19 protein-coding genes and 1 pseudogene are annotated in these 18,069 nt (G+C 70.7%); 6 read left to right on the forward strand and 14 right to left on the reverse strand.

What is annotated here, in order from left to right; translation table 11 throughout:
* The first annotated feature begins 8 nt into the window (after positions 1 to 8).
* The 3 genes from fmt to D3869_RS05830 all read left to right on the forward strand — a co-directional run bounded on the left by fmt (position 9) and on the right by D3869_RS05830 (position 3,111).
* The gene (gene fmt, locus D3869_RS05820; protein WP_137139291.1) at positions 9 to 977 is read left to right on the forward strand and encodes a methionyl-tRNA formyltransferase; all 969 of its coding nucleotides are present in this window, start codon (positions 9 to 11) and stop codon (positions 975 to 977) included.
* A complete protein-coding gene (gene truA, locus D3869_RS05825; protein ID WP_137103521.1) occupies positions 959 to 1,696 on the forward strand; it encodes a tRNA pseudouridine(38-40) synthase TruA in 738 nt (245 codons plus the stop codon). The genes fmt and truA overlap by 19 nt, the downstream gene beginning before the upstream one ends.
* Positions 1,697 to 1,779: 83 nt before the next feature.
* The gene (locus tag D3869_RS05830; protein WP_137139292.1) at positions 1,780 to 3,111 is read left to right on the forward strand and encodes a branched-chain amino acid ABC transporter permease; all 1,332 of its coding nucleotides are present in this window, start codon (positions 1,780 to 1,782) and stop codon (positions 3,109 to 3,111) included.
* 20 nt (positions 3,112 to 3,131) lie between these two features.
* Here D3869_RS05830 and D3869_RS05835 read toward each other — a convergent pair whose 3' ends face one another.
* The 5 genes and pseudogenes from D3869_RS05835 to leuC all read right to left on the reverse strand — a co-directional run bounded on the left by D3869_RS05835 (position 3,132) and on the right by leuC (position 6,239).
* On the reverse strand, positions 3,132 to 3,572 hold the full coding sequence (locus D3869_RS05835) for an EVE domain-containing protein (RefSeq protein WP_137139293.1): 441 nt from the start codon (positions 3,570 to 3,572) through the stop codon (positions 3,132 to 3,134).
* Between the two features lie 8 nt (positions 3,573 to 3,580).
* Positions 3,581 to 3,958 (reverse strand): VOC family protein, encoded by a 378-nt coding sequence (locus D3869_RS05840; protein WP_137139294.1) that lies wholly within the window; start codon positions 3,956 to 3,958, stop codon positions 3,581 to 3,583.
* Positions 3,959 to 4,063: 105 nt separating this feature from the next.
* Complete coding sequence (locus D3869_RS05845) at positions 4,064 to 4,543, reverse strand: helix-turn-helix transcriptional regulator (protein ID WP_247895738.1); 480 nt, start codon at positions 4,541 to 4,543, stop codon at positions 4,064 to 4,066.
* A gap of 45 nt (positions 4,544 to 4,588) precedes the next feature.
* Positions 4,589 to 4,753 (reverse strand): annotated as a pseudogene (locus tag D3869_RS34395) (helix-turn-helix transcriptional regulator); the annotation flags it as partial.
* A gap of 82 nt (positions 4,754 to 4,835) precedes the next feature.
* Complete coding sequence (gene leuC, locus D3869_RS05850) at positions 4,836 to 6,239, reverse strand: 3-isopropylmalate dehydratase large subunit (RefSeq protein ID WP_137139296.1); 1,404 nt, start codon at positions 6,237 to 6,239, stop codon at positions 4,836 to 4,838.
* A gap of 248 nt (positions 6,240 to 6,487) precedes the next feature.
* Here leuC and D3869_RS05855 point away from each other — a divergent pair, with 248 nt between their 5' ends.
* Together D3869_RS05855 and D3869_RS05860 are read left to right on the forward strand one after the other, a co-directional pair.
* On the forward strand, positions 6,488 to 6,685 hold the full coding sequence (locus D3869_RS05855; protein WP_137139297.1) for a hypothetical protein: 198 nt from the start codon (positions 6,488 to 6,490) through the stop codon (positions 6,683 to 6,685).
* Positions 6,686 to 6,795: 110 nt separating this feature from the next.
* The gene (locus D3869_RS05860; RefSeq protein WP_175426403.1) at positions 6,796 to 7,710 is read left to right on the forward strand and encodes a DMT family transporter; all 915 of its coding nucleotides are present in this window, start codon (positions 6,796 to 6,798) and stop codon (positions 7,708 to 7,710) included.
* Positions 7,711 to 7,827: 117 nt separating this feature from the next.
* Here D3869_RS05860 and rplS read toward each other — a convergent pair whose 3' ends face one another.
* From rplS to ffh, 5 genes are all read right to left on the reverse strand, one after another.
* Positions 7,828 to 8,223 (reverse strand): 50S ribosomal protein L19, encoded by a 396-nt coding sequence (gene rplS / locus D3869_RS05865; RefSeq protein WP_137139299.1) that lies wholly within the window; start codon positions 8,221 to 8,223, stop codon positions 7,828 to 7,830.
* Positions 8,224 to 8,263: 40 nt separating this feature from the next.
* A complete protein-coding gene (gene trmD, locus D3869_RS05870; RefSeq protein ID WP_119509113.1) occupies positions 8,264 to 9,064 on the reverse strand; it encodes a tRNA (guanosine(37)-N1)-methyltransferase TrmD in 801 nt (266 codons plus the stop codon).
* Complete coding sequence (gene rimM / locus D3869_RS05875) at positions 9,061 to 9,657, reverse strand: ribosome maturation factor RimM (RefSeq protein ID WP_137103527.1); 597 nt, start codon at positions 9,655 to 9,657, stop codon at positions 9,061 to 9,063. The genes trmD and rimM overlap by 4 nt, the downstream gene beginning before the upstream one ends.
* A 115-nt stretch (positions 9,658 to 9,772) precedes the next feature.
* Complete coding sequence (rpsP, locus tag D3869_RS05880; RefSeq protein WP_014239325.1) at positions 9,773 to 10,126, reverse strand: 30S ribosomal protein S16; 354 nt, start codon at positions 10,124 to 10,126, stop codon at positions 9,773 to 9,775.
* 81 nt (positions 10,127 to 10,207) lie between these two features.
* Positions 10,208 to 11,575, reverse strand: a complete 1,368-nt coding sequence (gene ffh, locus D3869_RS05885) for a signal recognition particle protein (RefSeq protein WP_038526052.1) — start codon at positions 11,573 to 11,575, stop codon at positions 10,208 to 10,210.
* 396 nt (positions 11,576 to 11,971) lie between these two features.
* Between ffh and D3869_RS05890 the strand changes: the two genes are divergently transcribed.
* Positions 11,972 to 13,336 (forward strand): pentapeptide repeat-containing protein, encoded by a 1,365-nt coding sequence (locus tag D3869_RS05890; protein ID WP_137139300.1) that lies wholly within the window; start codon positions 11,972 to 11,974, stop codon positions 13,334 to 13,336.
* A gap of 39 nt (positions 13,337 to 13,375) precedes the next feature.
* Here D3869_RS05890 and D3869_RS05895 read toward each other — a convergent pair whose 3' ends face one another.
* The 4 genes from D3869_RS05895 to D3869_RS05910 all read right to left on the reverse strand — a co-directional run bounded on the left by D3869_RS05895 (position 13,376) and on the right by D3869_RS05910 (position 17,810).
* Positions 13,376 to 14,071 (reverse strand): hypothetical protein, encoded by a 696-nt coding sequence (locus tag D3869_RS05895; protein WP_137139301.1) that lies wholly within the window; start codon positions 14,069 to 14,071, stop codon positions 13,376 to 13,378.
* Between the two features lie 147 nt (positions 14,072 to 14,218).
* Positions 14,219 to 14,860, reverse strand: coding sequence for a hypothetical protein (locus D3869_RS05900; protein ID WP_137139302.1), 642 nt, complete (start codon positions 14,858 to 14,860; stop codon positions 14,219 to 14,221).
* A gap of 26 nt (positions 14,861 to 14,886) precedes the next feature.
* Positions 14,887 to 16,221, reverse strand: coding sequence for a DUF2336 domain-containing protein (locus tag D3869_RS05905; protein WP_137139303.1), 1,335 nt, complete (start codon positions 16,219 to 16,221; stop codon positions 14,887 to 14,889).
* Positions 16,218 to 17,810, reverse strand: a complete 1,593-nt coding sequence (locus D3869_RS05910; RefSeq protein ID WP_247895739.1) for a sensor domain-containing diguanylate cyclase — start codon at positions 17,808 to 17,810, stop codon at positions 16,218 to 16,220. Before D3869_RS05910 ends, D3869_RS05905 begins: the two co-directional genes overlap by 4 nt.
* Between the last annotated feature and the right edge of the window lie 259 nt (positions 17,811 to 18,069).

Genomic DNA, 18,069 nt, shown 5'->3' on the forward strand with positions numbered 1-18,069 from the left:
GACTCTTCATGACGCCGCTCCGCCTCGTTTTCATGGGCACGCCGGACTTCGCCGTGCCCAGCCTGCGCGCCCTGGCCGATGCCGGGCACGAGGTGGTCTGCGTCTACAGCCAGCCGCCCCGCCCCGCCGGGCGCGGGCAGCAGGTCCAGAAATCCCCGGTCCACCGCTTCGCCGAGGAGCGCGGCATCCCCGTGCGCACGCCCAAGTCGCTGCGCAACGCCGAGGCCCAGGCGGAGTTCGCCGAGCTGAAGGCCGACGCCGCGGTGGTCGCCGCCTATGGGCTGATCCTGCCGCAGCCGATCCTCGACGCGCCGCGGCTGGGCTGCCTGAACGTGCACGGCTCCCTGCTGCCGCGCTGGCGCGGGGCGGCCCCGATCCAGCGCTCGATCCTGGCCGGCGACGCCGAGACCGGCATCACCATCATGCAGATGGACATCGGGCTCGACACCGGGGCCATGCTGCTGAAGGACGCGGTGCCGATCACCGCGGAGACCACCGCCAGCAGCCTGCACGACGCGCTGGCCGACATGGGCGCCCGGCTGATCGTCGAGGCGCTCGACGGCCTCGCCGCCGGCCGCCTGACCGGCGAGCCGCAGCCCGAGGCGGGCGTGACCTACGCCGCCAAGCTGACGCGCGAGGATGGCCGGCTCGACTGGACGCGTGATGCCGCCTTCGTGGAGCGGCAGGTCCGCGCCCTTACCCCCTGGCCCGGCTGCTGGTTCGACGCCCCGACGCCGACCGGCGGGGTGGAGCGCATCAAGGTGCTGAAGGCCGAATTGGCACCAGACGCCCGCAAGGCGGCGCCCGGCACGCTGCTCGACGACCGGCTGACCATCGCCTGCGCCGACGGCGCCGTGCGCCTCACTCTGGTGCAGCGGCCCGGCAAGGCCCCGGTGGACGGCGCCGCCCTGCTGCGCGGCTTCACTCTGCCCGTCGGCACCCGTCTCGGCGACGCCGCATGCAGCGCTGGAAACTGACCCTCGAATATGACGGCCGGCCCTTCGTCGGCTGGCAGCGGCAGGACAACGGCCCCTCCGTCCAGCAGACGCTGGAGGAAGCCATCGAGCGCCTGTCCGGCGAGACCGTGCGCGTCCACACCTCCGGGCGGACGGACGCCGGGGTGCACGCGCTGGGTCAGGTCTGCCATTTCGACCTGGAGAAGCCCTTCACCGGGCTGAAGCTGCGCGACGCGCTGAACTTCCACCTGAGGCCCGCCCCCGTGGCCGTCCTGCTGGCCGAGGCGGTGCCGGAGGAGTTCCACGCCCGCATGACCTGCCTGGGGCGCAGCTACGTCTTCCGCATCGTCAACCGCCGCGCCCCGCTCGCCCTGGAGACAGGCCGCGCCTGGCACGTCATGCGCCCGCTGGACGCCGAGGCGATGCACGCCGCCGCGCAGGTCCTGGTCGGCCGGCACGATTTCACCAGCTTCCGCGCCGCGCTCTGCCAGGCCAACTCCCCGGTCAAGACGCTGGAGCGGCTGGCCGTCGAGCGGGTCGGCGACGAGGTCCGGGTGCACGCTGCCGCCCGTTCCTTCCTGCACCATCAGGTGCGCAACATGGTGGGCACTCTGGAGCTGGTCGGGGCCGGCAAGTGGAGCGCCGACGACCTGCGCCGCGCGCTGGAGGCCCGCAACCGCTCCGCCGCCGGGCCGACCGCCCCGCCGGATGGGCTGTATTTCGTCAACGCCCGCTACTGACGCCCATAAGGCGGCGTCTGGCGCTCGTCGCCAATTGCCGATAGACTCTCAGGCGAAGCACAACCGGCCGGATTTCCGTCGCCGTGCACCGCCGTCCGCCACGCCTGTTCCCACCCTTCCTTCTGCTGATCGTCGCGCTGCTGCTGACCGGCTGCGGCGTGGACGGCGATCAGGCCGCGCTGTGCGGCAAGCTGATCCCCGCCTTCGACTCCGGACCCGTCACCATCCTGGGCACGGAAGCGCTGGGCGGCGACGAGCCGGCGCTGCGCCTGACCTACCGCACGGACACCGGACCCCACTGGATCGCCTGCCGCTTCGGCGGCCGCTTCTTCGATTCGCGCCGGCACGAGCTGGTGATGGTGGCGACCGACCGCATGGGGCGGCTGCGGCCCATGCAATTCACCATGCTGCGCATCTGGGCCGGCCTGCCCGCCTCCCGCCTCGGTTTGCCGCCGGAGACGAGCGGAGCGGAACGGGGACCGCAAACGGACTGGGCGCCGTTGCTGTTCTTCCTGCAGCAGGTCATCAACGCCGCCACGGTGGCCTGCGTCTACGGGCTGCTGGCGCTGGGCTACACGCTGGTCTACGGCATCCTCGGGCAGATCAACCTCGCCATGGGCGAGCTGACGATGATCGGCGCCATGCTGACCGCCATGGGGGCGGCGGCGCTGGGCATGGCCGGGCTGGGCGGGATGCCGCTGGCGGTGCTGGGCGTCTTCGCCACGGTGATGGCCTTCACCGCGGTCCAGGGCTGGACGATGGACCGGCTGGTGTTCCGCCGCCTGCGCCGCGCCCGCAACCACACGCCGCTGATCGCCGCGGTGGGCCTGTCCATCGCCTACCAGGAGGGGATGCGGCTCCTGCACGGCGCCCGCGACTGGTGGCCCGCCCCCTTCCTGGCCGACCGGCACGAGCTGCTCAGCGACGGCGCCTTCACCGTCACCGCCCTGACCTCGCAGGCGGTGATCCTGTTGATGACCGGCGGGCTCTACGCCCTGCTCTGGGCGATCATGCAACGCACCGCCTACGGCCGCGCCCACCGCGCCTGCGCCGACGACGTCGGGGCGGCGGAACTGGTCGGGGTGGATGTCGACCGCACCGTCGCCACCACCTTCGCCGTGGGCGGCGCGCTGGCCGCGGCGGCGGGGGCGGTGATCGCGCTCTACTATGGCGGGGTCAATTTCTACACGGGCTATCTGATCGGCTTCAAGGCGCTGGCCGCCGCGGTGGTCGGCGGCATCGGGTCGGTCCCCGGCGCCATGCTGGGGGGCGCGCTGCTGGGGCTGGTCGAGACCTTCTGGTCGGCCTATTTCGCCATCGCCTACAAGGACATCGTGGCCTTCGGCCTGCTCACCCTCTTCCTGATCTACCGCCCGGACGGGCTGATGGGGCGCCGCCGCGGGCGGGGGGACTGAGCCCCCGCACCGCAGGCCGGTCAGGGGAGAGCCGCCCCCATGGCCGCGGCGATGGTGTTCAGGTCGCGGTCGGTGACCGTGAACAGCCCGAAGCGCAACGGATAGCCCCAGTTCCGCACCCCGGCGGAGAAGTCCAGCCGGTCGAGCAGGGGCAGGATCGGCGTCTCCCGCCCGCCCAACCACCGCACGTCGCGGCGAAAGGGAACGAAGCCTCCGCCCATGTCGAACGGGTAAGGCGTGCCGTCCCGCACGATCCCCACGGCGGTGAAGGATTGCAGGCGGTCCTTCCCCTGGAAGCGCTCGGTCGGCGAATAGTAGGCGACGCGGTCCCCCGGACGGATGCGGCGCAGCGGCGCCGCCTTGCCGTGGCAGACCTGCATGAAGCCCTCCGCCCGCCCCCGCCGGACATGCTCGGCGGAGGCGACGGCGATCCAGCTGCGGCTGGTGGTGGCCTGATCCATGGCGGACCTCACGCTTCCGTCGGGGCGAAGACGCGCAGGCGGTGACCGTCCGGGTCCAGCGCGACGAAGGTGTGTCCGAAATCCATGGCGGTCGGAGGCTGGGCGATGGTCAGGCCGCGCCGCACCCAGTCGTCGTGAAGGGCCTGCACCGCCTCGGCGCCGGCCACCCGGAAACCGATCTCGCCGCTGCCGCCGAGCGGTCCCGTGGAGGCCGGCGGCTGCACCGTGTGGCGCGACCACAGCCCCAGCATGACGCCGGAGTCCAGGGCGAACATGGCGAAGGTCGGCGACGCCTCGACCGGCGGCTTGCCGGTCAGGTCGGCATAGAAGGCGGCGCTTGCGGTCGGGCTGTCCACATAGAGGAGGATGATGTTGGCGCTGAACATGGGCTGGTGTCCTCGCTGGTCTCCGGCTCGGGCGATCCCGTCCGGTGAAGACCAAGCTAGGGCAACACACTGACAGTTTCTGTCAGCAGTCGTGCGCGGCGACGCTCACCGCGCCGGGATGCCCTCGGCCTCGCGCCACTCCTTGAGCAGCGCCTGCCGCCGCCGCGGGTAGCGGGCCTCCAGCGCCGTCACGGAGACGATGCGGTCGGCGCGGAAATGGCGGATCGCCCCGCGCAGTTCGCACCACGCGACCATGACGCGCAGCCGGTCGAAGAAGCCGAGCGCGAAGGGCCAGACGATGCGTTCGGTGGCGGCCCCGTCGCGGTCGCGGTAGGCGATGGACAGCTTGCGCTCGCCGCGGATGGCCCGCCGGACCACGGCGAGGTCGACGCCGTCCCCGACGATCGGTTCCCCCGGCCCGACGAGCAGCGCCGAGGCGTCCATGCGGTCGCGGAGGTCCGGCGGCAGCACCGCCGCGATCTTGGCGAGCGCGTTCTGCGCCGCCGCCCCCAGCGCGCCGTCCGCCCGGTCGGCCACCCAGCGGATGCCGAGGGCGAGCGCCTCGATCTCCTCCTCCGCGAACATCAGCGGCGGCAGCAGGAAGCCGGGCTGGAGGAGATAGCCGACGCCCGGCTCGCCGTCGATGCGGGCGCCCTGCGCCTGGAGGGTGGCGATGTCGCGGTAGATCGTGCGCAGGCTGACGCCGAGTTCGTCGGCGAGGACGTGCCCGCTGACCGGCCGGCGGTGGCGCCGCAGGCACTGGATCAGATCGATGAGGCGTTCGGCGCGCGACAGCGGAGGATGCCCCTAAAAACGACGAAGCGGGGACGGCTGGAAGGCCATCCCCGCTTCGGGCGTCACAGCGGACCGCGAGCGCTTAGAGGCTGCGCACGTCGGTCAGGTGCCCGGTCACCGCCGCCGCGGCGGCCATGGCCGGGCTGAGCAAGTGGGTGCGCCCGCCGCGGCCCTGGCGGCCCTCGAAGTTGCGGTTGGAGGTCGAGGCGCTGCGCTCGCCCGGCGACAGGCGGTCGGCGTTCATGGCGAGGCACATGGAACAGCCCGGCTCACGCCACTCGAAACCGGCCTCGGTGAAGATCTTGTCCAGACCCTCTTCCTCCGCCTGCTCCTTGACGAGGCCCGAGCCCGGGACGACCAGGGCGCGCACGCCCTCGGCGACCTTGCGGCCCTGGGCGATCACCGCGGCGGCGCGCAGATCCTCGATGCGGCCGTTGGTGCAGGAGCCGATGAAGACGGTGTCCACCTTCACGTCGGTCAGCTTCTGGCCGGGCTCCAGGCCCATGTAGGCCAGCGAGCGCTCGACGGCGGCGCGCTTGCCGGCGTCGGCCACGTCCGCCGGGTTCGGCACGGTCGCGGTGATCGGGAGCACGTCCTCCGGGCTGGTGCCCCAGGTGACCTGCGGGATGATGTCGGCGGCGTTCAGAACGACGGTGGTGTCGTAGACCGCGCCCTCGTCCGACGGCAGGGTCTTCCAGTACTCCACCGCCTGCTCCCAGGCGCCGGCCTTCGGGGCCAGGGCGCGGCCCTTCACATACTCGAAGGTCTTCTCGTCCGGGGCGATCAGGCCGGCGCGGGCGCCGCCCTCGATGGCCATGTTGCAGACGGTCATGCGGCCTTCCATCGACAGGCCGCGGATGGCGTCGCCGGCGAACTCGATGACGTGGCCGGTGCCGCCGGCGGTGCCGATCTTGCCGATGATCGCCAGCACGATATCCTTGGCGGTCACGCCCGCCGGCAGCTCGCCGTCGACGCGGACCAGCATGTTCTTGGCCGGCTTCTGCAGCAGGGTCTGGGTGGCCAGCACATGCTCCACCTCGGACGTGCCGATGCCGAAGGCGAGCGCGCCGAAGGCGCCGTGCGTCGCCGTGTGGCTGTCGCCGCAGACGATGGTGGCGCCGGGCAGCGTGAAGCCCTGCTCCGGACCGACGATGTGCACGATGCCCTGGCGGACGTCGTCCATCGGGAAGTAGCGGACGCCGAAGTCGCGCGCGTTCTTGTCCAGCGTCTCGACCTGGATGCGGCTCTCCTCCTCGGTGATGCCCTTGGAGCGGTCGGTGGTCGGCACGTTGTGGTCGGGAACGGCGAGGGTCGCTTCCGGACGGCGCACCGGACGGCCGGCAAGCCGCAGCCCCTCGAACGCCTGCGGGCTGGTCACCTCATGGACCAGATGGCGGTCGATGTAGAGGATGCAGGTGCCGTCGTCCTGACGGTGGACGACGTGGCTGTCCCAAATCTTGTCGAACAGGGTGCGCGGCTTGGACATAGCAACTCTCTCTCGCGGCAATTCTCTCTCGCAAACCACAGACCGGACGAACGAAGCGTGCGGTAAGAGGGCCGCACAATAGCCGTCTCTTTCAACCAGGACAAGGCCGAGCCTGTGGAAAACACCCCGCATCCCGCAGCGAAAAATCGCCGCTCCTTCGCCCCGCCCATCGGCTGGCGGGCGGGGCGCTGCTTATGGTAGCGTCCGCCCACCGATCTCCTTTGCCCCATTCGATGAAGGGTCATCCCGTGACGGACCCCACTGTCCGCTGTGAGCGCTGCGAACGGCCGTATCCCGCCAACCTGCCCGGCTGCCCGAACTGCCGGCGCATCCGCCAGACCAACATCGCCATCGCCACCACCATGGTCCTTCTGGTGCTGTTCGCCATCGGCGGCTGGTTCGGCATCCAGGTCCTCACCGGCTTCTCCACCGGCGGCACGCCGTAACGCCGCCCCCTCGCGGGGCTGCCGCACCGGGAACGCAGACCTCCCGCCCCCACCCGCGCCGTAGGATGCGGCAAAATTCGGGGTTGGGAGGACTCATGGCGGATCAGGCCATGCCACGCGCCGCGGCCGGCCAGGGACCCGTCGGCGGGCCAGGCGCCGTGGTCTACGCGCAGCTTGCGGGAATCGTTCTGTTCTGGGGCGCCAACTGGCCCCTGATGAAGCTGGCCCTGTCCGACATCGGGCCGCTGACCTTCTGCTTTCTCCGTTTCGCCGGGGCGGCGGCGGTGCTGGCCCTGCTGTCGCGGGTGCTGCGCTTCCCCCTCCTGCCGCCGCCGGGGGAGCGCTGGCCGCTGGCCCTGGTCGGGCTGCTGCAGATCGCCGGCATGCTGGACCTCAGTTCCATCGCGCTGCGGGTCGTACCGCCGGGGCGGGCCGCGGTGCTGGCCTACACCATGCAGATGTGGGCGCTGCCGCTCGGCGTCCTGCTGGCCGGGGAGCGCTTCACGCGCGGGCGGGTGATCGGCGCGCTGCTGACCTTCGCCGGCGTCCTCGTCTTCTTCAACCCGGCGCTGATGGACTGGAGCGATCCGGCGGTGCTTCTGGGCAACGGCCTGCTGCTGGCCTGCGCGCTGAGCTGGGCGCTGGGCGCCACCCTCTACCGCCGACGCCGCGGCGGCTGGCGCACGCCCTTCTGGACCCAGACCTTCTGGCAGATCGCCGTCAGCGCCGTGGCGACCGCGCCGCTGGCCCTGGCGGCGGAGCACGCCCGGCCGATCCACTGGACGCCCGCGCTGGGCACCGTCCTGGCCTTCAACTGGGTGAGCGCGACGGGGCTGTGCTTCTGGTGGTGGGCGAAGTCGCTGACCGCGATGCCGGCGGCCCAGGCCGGGCAGATCATCTGCCTCGTCCCCGTCACCGCCCTGCTGCTGAGCGCGGTCTTCATGGGCGAGCCGCTGACCGCCGGCGTGCTGATCGCGGTGGCGCTGATCGGCGCGGGGATCCTGACGACGATGCGGGCACGGTAGGGGGTGACGTTCGAGGGTGGTTGAATCGCCCCCTCCCAGCTTCCCCAACGCCAAACACCCGCCCGGATCGCTCCGGGCGGGTGCTGGCTCAGGCGTACCGAACGAAAGGGCGCCGGATTACTCCGCGGCGGCCTTCGTGCTGTTCATGCCGCGGCCGGTGGTGCGCTCGGCGATACGGGCCGACTTGCCGCGACGGTCGCGCAGATAGTACAGCTTGGCGCGGCGGACGGCGCCCTTGCGGACCAGCTCGATCGACTCCAGACGCGGGGAGTAGAGCGGGAACACGCGCTCCACACCCTCGCCGTAGCTGATCTTGCGGACGGTGAAGGACGAGTTCACGCCGGCGTTCCGGCGGGCGATCACGACGCCCTCGTAAGCCTGGACACGCTCGCGCGTGCCCTCGACCACCTTCACGTTCACGCGGACGGTGTCGCCCGGCGAGAACTCAGGAATGGTCTTGCCGCCGAGGGCCTTCTCGATCTGCTCCTGCTCGAGCTGCTGCAACAGGTTCATGACACTACCCCTTTCCATCGGTGCGCCTCGCGGCGGACCGTCACTCTGGTTTCGGGCCGCGCCGGCGACCCCGTTTCCCAATCTGACCCTCGGCCTTCCTGCCCGCCTCGTAGCGGTCCCACAGGTCCGGTCGCCGGGCCTGGGTGATCCGCTCCGCCTCGGCGAGCCGCCAGGCGCGAACCTTCTCGTGGTGGCCGGACAACAGGATGTCCGGAACCGACCGTTCCACACCCTGCCCGTCGGTCCAGACCGCGGGCCGGGTGTAGTGGGGGTATTCGAGCAACCCCCGTTCGAAACTTTCCTCGCCCGCCGTCTCCACATTGCCCATGACACCGGGGAGCAAGCGCACCACGGCGTCGATCAGGCACAGGGCGGCGGTCTCGCCGCCGGACAGCACGAAATCCCCGAGGCTGACCTCCTCAAGGCCGTGCGCGTCCAGCACCCGCTCATCCACCCCTTCGTACCGGCCGCAAAGCAGGGTGACCACCGGGGTGGCCGCCAGCTCCTTGACCAGCTCCTGGTCGAGCACCCGTCCGCGAGGCGACAGGTAGATCGCCCGTCCGCGTCCAGGAGTGCCCGGAGGACCCGCCGTCGCGGTCAGAGCCGCGTCCAGCACGTCGGGCCGCATGACCATGCCGGCCCCTCCGCCGAAGGGGGTGTCGTCGACGGAGCGGTGTTTATCGCGCGCGAACGAGCGAATGTCCACTGATTCCAACGCCCAGACTCCATTTTCCAGCGCCTTTCCCGCGAGGCTGAGCCCCAGCGGACCCGGAAACATCTCCGGGAACAGCGTCAGAACCTTGGCCGTCCAGACAAGAGAACCGGAAGCGCCGTGATTCACGGGCGGGTTCCCTTGTTTTCAACGTCGTCTTCAGCGACATCCGCGCCCTCCGGCGCGTCCTCTCCGTCCTTTTCCGCCTCGCCTTCGCGCGCTTCGATGACCGCGGGAAGATCGACCACGACGCGGCCTCCCTTCACATCGACCACCGGAACGCAGGCGCGGGTGAAGGGCAGCATCTCCAGCGGCCCCGATTCCGTGCGGATCTCCAGCACGTCACCGGCTCCGAAGTCATACAGCGCCTTCACCGTGCCCCAGACGGTGCCGTCGGCGAGTTCCGCACGCAGCCCGATCAGGTCGGCGTGGTAGAACTCGTCCTCGTCCTCCGTCTCGGGCAAGGCGGAACGGTCCACGTAAAGCCGGACGCCGGTCAGCTCCTGCGCCTGTTCGCGCGTGGCGATGCCATCGACGCGGACCAGGAACAGGTCCTTCATGGTGCCCTGAAGCGTCAGCGCGAAGCGCCGGGCGCCCCGCTCGTCCGAGAGGGGGCCGTAGGACGCCACGGCCGGCGCGTCCTCGGTGAAGCTTTTCACCTTCACGAGACCGCGCACACCGTGCGCCCCGGCGAACTGGCCGACGCAGACTTTTGTGGACATGGCTTGAGCGTGTGCGTTGCGGGGCGTCACTTGCCCCCTCCCTACCCCTCCCCCGCCTTCGGCGAGGGAGGGACCCGCAAAGCGGGAGGGAGGGGGGCAAACACGCCGATCCCTATCAGCCCTCGGCGGCGGCCTTGGCGGCGGCCTCGGCCTTCAGACGCTCCTGCGCCTTGGCCTTCGGGGCGGACTTCTTCGGGGTCTCGCGGATTTCCGGCTTGGCGATCAGGCCGGCGTTCGCCAGGAACAGGGCGACGCGGTCCGTCGGCTGGCCGCCGACCGACAGCCAATGCTTGGCGCGCTCGGCGTCCAGGACGATGCGCTGCTCGTGCTCGCGCGGCAGCATCGGGTTGTAGGTGCCGATCTTCTCGATGAAGCGGCCGTCACGCGGGCTGCGGGCGTCGGCGACGACGATCGAGTAGAACGGGCGCTTCTTGGCGCCGCCACGGGCCAGACGGATCTTCAGGGACATGGGACAGTCGCTTCCTTGGTGTAGTCGCTTGGTGTGCGGTTGAAGGTGATCGCGCTCATCGCGCGTTGCGGTCGCCGGGGATCAGTTCGGTCCCCGGAAATTCTTCGGCAGGAGGCTCTGCAGCCCGTGGCGCATCAGCCCCTTCTGCCCCAGCTTCTGCACCTGCTTCATCATGCCGCGCATGGTGTCGTACTGCTTGAGCAGCTTGTTCACCTCCTGCACGCTGGTGCCGGAGCCGGCGGCGATGCGCTTGCGGCGCGACGCCTTGATGAGCTCGGGGTGCTTGCGCTCCTTCTTCGTCATCGAGGAGATGATCGCCTCCTGGCGCTTGATCACCCCGTCGTCGATGTTCGCGTCCTTGAGCTGGTTCTTGATCTTGCCGATGCCCGGCAGCATGCCCATCAGGCCGGACATGCCGCCCATCTTGCGCAGCTGTTTGAGCTGGGAGGCCATGTCGTCGAGGTCGAAGCCCTGGCCCTTCTCCATCTTGCGGGCGAGCTTCTCGGCCTCTTCCTTGTCGATGGTCTCGGCGGCCTTCTCGACCAGCGACACGACGTCGCCCATGCCGAGGATGCGGCCGGCGATGCGGTCGGGGTGGAAGGCCTCCAGGGCGTCGATCTTCTCGCCCATGCCCAGCAGCTTGATCGGCTTGCCGGTGATCTGCCGCATCGACAGGGCGGCACCGCCGCGGGCGTCGCCGTCCACACGGGTCAGCAGGATGCCGGTGATGCCGACCTTGTCGTTGAAGTTGGTGGCGACCGTCACCGCGTCCTGGCCGGTCATGGCGTCGGCGACCAGCAGCGTCTCCGCCGGCTTGGTCGCGTCGCGCACGGCCGCCACCTCGGCCATCAGCTCCTCGTCGATGGACAGGCGGCCGGCGGTGTCGAGCATGACCACGTCGTAGCCTTCGCGCCGGCCGGTCTCGATGGCGCGGCGGGCGATGGCGACGGGGTCCTGGCCGGGAACGATCGGCAGCGTGGCGACGCCGGTCTGCTCACCGAGGACCTTCAGCTGCTCCTGGGCCGCAGGACGGCGCACGTCCAGCGAGGCCATCAGGACCTTCTTGCGGTCCCGGTTCTTCAGGCGCAGCGCGATCTTGGCGGTGCTGGTGGTCTTGCCCGAGCCCTGCAGGCCGACCATCAGGATCGGCACGGGGGCGGCGGCGTTGAGGTTGATCTCCTCGCCCTGCCCCAGCATCTCCACGAGGTTGTCGTGGACGATCTTGATGACCTGCTGGCCGGGGGTGATCGAGCGCAGGACCTCCTGGCCGATCGCGCGTTCCTTGACCTGGTTGACGAACTGCTTGACCACCGGCAGGGCGACGTCGGCCTCCAGCAGCGCCACGCGCACCTCGCGCAGCGCGGCGTTGACGTCCTCCTCGCTCAGCGCGCCGCGGCGGCGCAGCTTGTCGAAGATGTCGCCCAGGCGTCCGGTCAGGCCATCGAACATGGGTCAGCGGTCCTCAGTTTCGGTCTCCATCCGCTCGAACGCGATCGGCTCAAGCACAAACGAGCCAGTGCGCGAAACTCGCGGACTGGCGGAGGTCCCCGGCACGCAGGCCGATGGTACCCGGTCGATGGCTCGACGGATGCAGGTCGGCGGACCATACGCATCGCGGGGTGCGGAGTCAACCATGCAGAAACGCCCTGCCCAAGCGGAGCCTCTTGCGCAACGGCGCGCAAAAGGTCACTATTTCCATACACAACAAGGGGCTTTGCGGCCCAGGGAAAGCGCCCGCGATAGAACGCATTCGAGGCGTACTTGAATAAAGCGTTACCGATTGTTAACTTTTTCTTCGCGGCTCCCCTTTAGAGTGTGTCGCGACTCCAACCCGGGATTTCCCTGATGCCCCCCGCGCAAGGCTTCGGAACGAACACGCCGCGCACGAAGCTGACGCAGAGTCAGCTGAACACGATCCTGCTCCGCCATCAGGCTTTCCGGAAAAGTCAGCCGGGCGGCGTGCGCGCGAATCTGAAGATGCGCGACCTGTCGCATCTGGACCTGTCCGGCATCGACCTGTCCGACGCCGACCTGTCCGGGGCGAAGCTGTTCAGCGCCCGGCTGACCCGGGCCAACCTGACCAACGCGAACCTCTACGCCGCCGACCTGCGGCTGGCCAACCTGGAGAAGGCCGACCTGCGCCGCGCCGACCTGCGCGGCGCCTGCCTGCGCGGCGCCGTTCTGTCGGAAGCCATGCTGGTCGAGGTGGACCTGCGCGACGGCACGCTGCTGCACTACACCCCGTCGGGCGAGATGATGGCGCACAACTTCGAGGACTCGGTCCTGACCTCGGAGCTGACGGCGGCGGTCATCCGCGGCGCCGACCTGTCGCGGGCCAAGGTGGCGAACGCCTTCGTCATGCAGACCGACCTGACCGACGCGATCCTGCGCGGCACCAAGTTCATGCGCGCGAACCTGACGAACTCCAACCTGACGGGCTGCGACCTGACCGACGCCGACCTGTCGGAGGCCAACCTGTCCGGCGCCCGGCTGTCCGGCGCGGTGATGACCAACTGCGCCATCGGGCGCGCCAACTTCACCAACGCCAACCTGATCGGCGCCATCCTCGACGCGGCCCAGCTCCGCTCCCCCAACCTGTCCGCCGCGGTGATGGCGAAGGTTCTGGAGAATCCGGACGACGACCTGCGCAACATCCTGACCCTGCACCTCTCCTGGATCGACAGCGGCGGCAAGGACGGCAAGCGCGCCGACCTCTCCTCCATCGACCTGTCGGGGCGCACCCTCGACGGCATCAACCTGTCGGCCGGCATCCTGCAGTGCATCACGCTGCGCGGCGCCTCGATGATGGGCACCTCGCTCGCCATCGCCGACCTGTCGCTGTCGGACCTGCGCAAGGTCAACTTCACCAAGGCCGACCTGCGCGGCGTCAATTTCGAGCGGGCGACCCTGACCGGCGCCAACCTGACCGAGGCGCAGCTCGGCCCCGTGCACATCCAGGGGTCCAGCAGCCACGTCTGGCGGGCCAACCTGCAGCGCGCCCGCATGGGCATGGCCATTCTGAAGGACGCCGACCTGCGCAAGGTCAATCTGTCCGGCGCCAACCTCGCCGGGGCGGACCTGCGCGGCGCCAATCTGAGCGAGGCCGACCTGACCGGCACCGATCTGACCGGCGCGGACCTCGACGGCACGGTTCTGGACGGGACCAGCCTGACCGACGCCATCGGGATCGAGGAGATGACCGGGACCTGATCCCGGCTTCAAACAGAGTCCGCCTCAGAGCCGTCGTCTTCAGGGACGCCGCTGCGTCCAGGGGCCGGAGCGGTAGGCCGTGCGGACGTGGTTGATCAGCAGGTTGCGCGCGTCGATCAGCTGGGCCATGCGGTCGCGGCAGGCGACCACCCCGGTGTCCGGGTGATAGACCGGGGCCAGCTCGCGGAAGCGCTTCACCACCCGGTCCTCGTCGAAGCACCATTCGTTGACGAAGCCGAACATCTGCGCGGCGTCGCGCACCTGCGTCAGCTTGCCGTCCAGCGGGCGGAAGGACACCCGCTCCAGCGCGTGGGCCAACGCCTTGTTGCGGTAGGTCAGGGTTTCCACCGCGCCTTCCAGCCGCCCCGCCTCCTCGGCGGGCATCAGCCGGCAGCCGGGTTCGGCCAGCGCCAGCGCCGCCGCCAGCGCCCGGCGAATCGCCGCGTCGCCGTGGCCGGGCGGCAGCCGCAAGTCCAGCACCGCCCGCTCCGCATCATCTTGCGGCGCCCCCGGGTCGGGCATCCGCTCGGGCGCCAGCAACAGCGCGGCGGCGGCGAGCGCGGACAGGTCGGTGCCGCGCCGGGTGGCCAGACGCGCGACGGCAGTCGCGAAGGCGGGGGCGCAGGGAACCCGGTAGGGGATGGCGGGCGGAGCGCCGACGCTCCTGGCCGACGGGAAGAACCCGGCGTCCGCTTCGGTCAGCGCGGCGAAGGGATAGCCATCCGGAGCGGTCATGAAGGGCACCAACGCGTCGTGCGTGTGGCGCGACTCTAACGCAATCCCTGGATTCCGCGCAACGGCCCACCCCGTCGCAGGAGGTGTAACGCGGAACGCGTCATCCACCGCCCGCCCGCGCTAGCACAGCCGCGCTCATCCGGCCGGTCAGCGGTGCATCAGCGCCGGCTTGGCCGGCAGCTTCTGCAGCATGTCCTCGATATAGGCCTCGTCGCTCTTGCCCGACATGGCGGCGAAGCCCTTCAGCATCTGGCTGCCGAAGCTGAAGACGCCGGTCAGGTCGATCTTCCACGCCCCGCCCTCGCGCACGAAGTCGGCGGGCACCAGGGCCGGGCGGTTGTCGACCATCAGGATGGCCGAGGCGCGGTCGCCGCGCACCCGCACCGGGCCGAGCCCGCTGCTGCCGATGACGTTGGGGCCGAGCCAGCCGTTCTTCATGCCGTGGTCGGCCAGCTCGCCGAGCGACATGCGGCGCAGATCCGCCGGGCTGACGTAGCGGCGCAGGCCCATGGCGGCGAACTTCTCCGCCGGCTCCAGCTTGGCGAGGCCGGCGTCGTTGCCGCTGCGGGCGACGCCGCGCACCTGCTCCAGCTTGTCGACCGAGGCGCGGGACAGCAGCGGGACGACCGCCGCGCCGCGCTTCTGCGCCAGGGCGGAGCGGGCGCTCTCGAAGACCGCCGCGACCTCCCGCTCCTCCGGAGAGGCGGGCGGCGGGGCGGCGGCAGCGGGAAGGGAGAAGACGGGAAGGGAAAGACCGAGGAACAACAGCAGCAGGGCCAGGGCGCGCATGAACGGGTCCGTGTGGTGGCGCGGCGTCAGGCTTTCTCCTCGACTCCGAAGAAGGCGAGCTGCCAGCGCATCTCGTCGTCAGACATCGGGTAAAGGACGCCTTCCCTTGCCATAAGCGCGGTTTTTGGCGGAATCTGGGCGATGCGCAATTGCACCTGCCGGGCGAAGCGCATCGACAGGCCGCAGCGCCAGACCAGGGAGGTGACGGCGCGCGGGGCGTGCGTGCCGATGATGCGGTCGATGATCGGCATGGGAAGCTGCGCCAGCTCGCCCAGCCCGGCCAGGACGAAGGCCCGGTCGCCCTCCGCCAGCGCGCCCTCCAGCAGCTTCTCCGTCAGCTTGCCTTCCTTGTTCAGCCTTGCCGCCTTGTCGGACGGGCGTTCGGCCGCCTTGTCCTTGTCGCCCGGCAGATGGCCAAGCTCCTCCTCCCCGAAATCGACGAGACCGCGGGGGCCACCGGGTCCACCGCCGCCGTTGCCCCCGGCCCCGCGGTTGACGCGCACCCGCACGCCCTCGGCCAGGGCGTGGGCGGCAGCGGGGTCGAGGTCGGTGCGCTCGCGCAGGACCTTCAGCAGGTTGTCGGCGACGAAGCTCGCCAGACGCGCCACGGCGCGGGCCGGCAGGCGGGGACGGCGCACCAGCGGGGCGTGCCAGGGCTCGTGCTGCGGCGCCTGGTCGAGGATGCGGTCCAGCGTCTCCTCGCGGATCTGGGCCGAAGGGTTGGCGAGCAGCGCGGTCATCGCCGCCTCGTCGTCGGAGCGCGCGATCGCGTCGGCGACGGAGGCCGAGATCTGCTTGCGCCCGGCGATCGCCGACAGGGCGCCGGCCACCGGCCCGCGCATGATGATGTCCGACAAGTCCTCGTCGGTCAGGATCGGCGAGAATTGCAGGACCGGGGCGCAGACCGACAGCTCCACGTCGCGGGCCAGCGTGTTGATGACGCCGTGGGGGGCGCCGGGCAGTTCCTTCAGCGCCTCCGACAGGATGCCGCGCACCTCCGTCGCCTGGTCGCGGGCCAGCGCCTCCAGGCACTCCAGAGTCAGCCGCTCGATCTGCGACGCCTGGTCGGCGGACAGGTCGGGCAGCAGCCGGGCGACCTTCTGGGCCAGGGCGCCGCGCACCGCGACCTCCCGGTCCTTGGCCAGCATCAGGTCGGCCTGCCGCGGCGTGCCGGCGTTGGTGGCGATGGCCTCCCGGACCTCCGTCGCGGTGTCGGCGGCCAGGAAATAGAGCAGCTCCGGCCGGGTCTCGGGCGACGCGGCGACGCGGCGACGCACCGCCGGGTCGGCGCTGCGCGCCATCCGCTTGGCCGCCTCGTAATCGGCGGGATCGAGAAGCTGGGGATCCCCGTGGACGGTCATCGGGACGCCTCCGCCACGGCGGCGTCCGTGGGGAGCGGGGCGACGGCGTAATGGCCCTTCCCGCGCTTCTTGGCGTCGTACATCGCCGAGTCGGCGCGATCGGTCAGTTCCTGCAGGGTCTCGCGCCCCACCCGGTGGACCGCGACGCCGATGGACAGGCCCAGCGGCTTGTCCGGCGCGGCGGACAGATGGCGCAGCGCGGCCATGCCGGCCAGCAGCCGCTCGGCCACCGCCACCGCCTGCGCCTCGTCGGTGCGGCCCAGCCACAGGACGAACTCGTCGCCGCCCAGCCGCCCCGGCAGGTCGCCCGGTCGGACGCCGTTGGTCAGCAGCCCGCCGATGGCCTTCAGCACGGCATCGCCCTGCTGGTGGCCGTGCAGGTCGTTCACCGCCTTGAAGTTGTCGAGGTCCACATAGAGAAGCGCGGACGGCCCGGTGTCCGGACGGCCGAGCACCTCCTCCAGCCGCTCGAAGAAGGTGCGGCGGTTGAACAGGCCGGTCAGCCCGTCGCGTTCCGACAGGCGGCGCAGCCGCTCCTGGTAGGCCAGATGCGCATGGGCGATGCCGATGTGGTCGGCGACGCCGGACAGCAGGATCCGGTCCTCCTCGTCCCAGGGATCGGAATCGTCGCCGCGCCAGATCACCACGGCGCCGTTGACGGCCTGCCGGTGCTCCGTCCGGGCGGCGAGCAGCCGGTTTGCCCCCAGCGTCAGCTCCCGCGCGTCCTCGCCGGCGGCGATCTCCTCCAGAAGCGGCCGCGACAGGTCGGACAGCAGCTCCTGCGGAATCTCCGCGGCGAAATCGGCGGCGGGACGCAGGGCGCCGGTTTCCGTCGCACGGTAGATGCGGCAGCCGTCGGCGCCCAGCGCGCGGGCGGTTTCCACCGCGGCGACATGCAGCGCCTTCTGGGCGTCGAGCTGGTCGCGCAGCGTGTGGACGATGTGGGCAAGCATCTTCTCGCGGTTGCGCACCCGCGCCAGCTCGGCGGAGCGCAGCACCTGCTCCGTCGTCTCCCGGCAGACGCCGCGCGCGCCCAGCCATTCGCCCTGCGGCCCGAACAGCGGCACCGCCGACACCACGAAGCAGGCGGGCAGATCGTCCACCCGCTTCAGCCACAGCTCCGCCTGATCGACGGGACGGCGGCTGTCGAACGGCAACGGCAGGTCGCCCCACTCGGTCACCGCCAGATCCTTAGGGTTGCGACCAATCAACGCATCGGAGGTGTAGCCCAGCGCGCCCTTGGGCGTGACGAAGACGAATCGCCCGTCGCTGCCCGTTTCCCAGGCAAAATCGCTCGAAACCTCGACCAGATCCTTGTAGCGGCGGCGCGACTCGATCAGCGTCTGGCGGAGCTGCCGCTCCAGCGTGGCGTCGCGCCCCAGCAGCAGGATCTCCCCGTCGGGCAGCGGCGTGGCCGCCCATTCGACGATCATCACGCCGCGCGGCAGCTCCACCGGAAGGGAGCGCAGGCCCGGGGCGACGCTGCAGGTCGCCAGCCACCCCTGGATGTCCGCGAGCCAGCGTCCGCCGGCGGACAGCAGCTCCTCCGCGGCGGCGTTCGCGGCGGCAACCGCGTGAGCGGAATCCAACCGGATCGCCGGACCGGGGAATGCGGCCAGGAGCGTGGGGGTGAGGACGGCGCCGGGGGGGTGGCCGGCGGAACTTCGGACATTGGGTCTGCGGACACGGTGCGAACCTGAGACTGCGCGGGGCGGAGTATACCGGAAAAATGCGTTTCTTCGCCGAATCTTTCTTCAGGCGGTCCGGGCACCTGCCATACGCAACCACTCATTGAAAGCGCTTCCACTCCGGAGCGGAAACAGGCCATGCGGCGAAGCGGCTTGCGGG

The organism is Azospirillum brasilense, assembly GCF_005222205.1.
Classification (GTDB): domain Bacteria; phylum Pseudomonadota; class Alphaproteobacteria; order Azospirillales; family Azospirillaceae; genus Azospirillum; species Azospirillum brasilense_G.

Excerpts from the sequence above, each read along its gene's own strand:
- D3869_RS05845 (WP_247895738.1), bottom strand. The coding sequence starts at position 4,543 with ATGTTCGCGGAGGAGGAGATCGAGGCGCTCGCCCTCGGCATCCGCTGG.
- rplS (WP_137139299.1), bottom strand. The coding sequence starts at position 8,223 with ATGAACCTGTTGCAGCAGCTCGAGCAGGAGCAGATCGAGAAGGCCCTC.
- leuC (WP_137139296.1), bottom strand. The coding sequence starts at position 6,239 with ATGTCCAAGCCGCGCACCCTGTTCGACAAGATTTGGGACAGCCACGTC.
- D3869_RS05890 (WP_137139300.1), top strand. The coding sequence starts at position 11,972 with ATGCCCCCCGCGCAAGGCTTCGGAACGAACACGCCGCGCACGAAGCTG.
- rpsP (WP_014239325.1), bottom strand. The coding sequence starts at position 10,126 with ATGTCCCTGAAGATCCGTCTGGCCCGTGGCGGCGCCAAGAAGCGCCCG.
- truA (WP_137103521.1), top strand. The coding sequence starts at position 959 with ATGCAGCGCTGGAAACTGACCCTCGAATATGACGGCCGGCCCTTCGTC.
- rimM (WP_137103527.1), bottom strand. The coding sequence starts at position 9,657 with ATGTCCACAAAAGTCTGCGTCGGCCAGTTCGCCGGGGCGCACGGTGTG.
- D3869_RS05840 (WP_137139294.1), bottom strand. The coding sequence starts at position 3,958 with ATGTTCAGCGCCAACATCATCCTCCTCTATGTGGACAGCCCGACCGCA.
- D3869_RS05905 (WP_137139303.1), bottom strand. The coding sequence starts at position 16,221 with ATGACCGTCCACGGGGATCCCCAGCTTCTCGATCCCGCCGATTACGAG.
- D3869_RS05835 (WP_137139293.1), bottom strand. The coding sequence starts at position 3,572 with ATGGATCAGGCCACCACCAGCCGCAGCTGGATCGCCGTCGCCTCCGCC.
- D3869_RS05900 (WP_137139302.1), bottom strand. The coding sequence starts at position 14,860 with ATGCGCGCCCTGGCCCTGCTGCTGTTGTTCCTCGGTCTTTCCCTTCCC.
- D3869_RS05895 (WP_137139301.1), bottom strand. The coding sequence starts at position 14,071 with ATGACCGCTCCGGATGGCTATCCCTTCGCCGCGCTGACCGAAGCGGAC.
- ffh (WP_038526052.1), bottom strand. The coding sequence starts at position 11,575 with ATGTTCGATGGCCTGACCGGACGCCTGGGCGACATCTTCGACAAGCTG.
- D3869_RS05860 (WP_175426403.1), top strand. The coding sequence starts at position 6,796 with ATGCCACGCGCCGCGGCCGGCCAGGGACCCGTCGGCGGGCCAGGCGCC.
- fmt (WP_137139291.1), top strand. The coding sequence starts at position 9 with ATGACGCCGCTCCGCCTCGTTTTCATGGGCACGCCGGACTTCGCCGTG.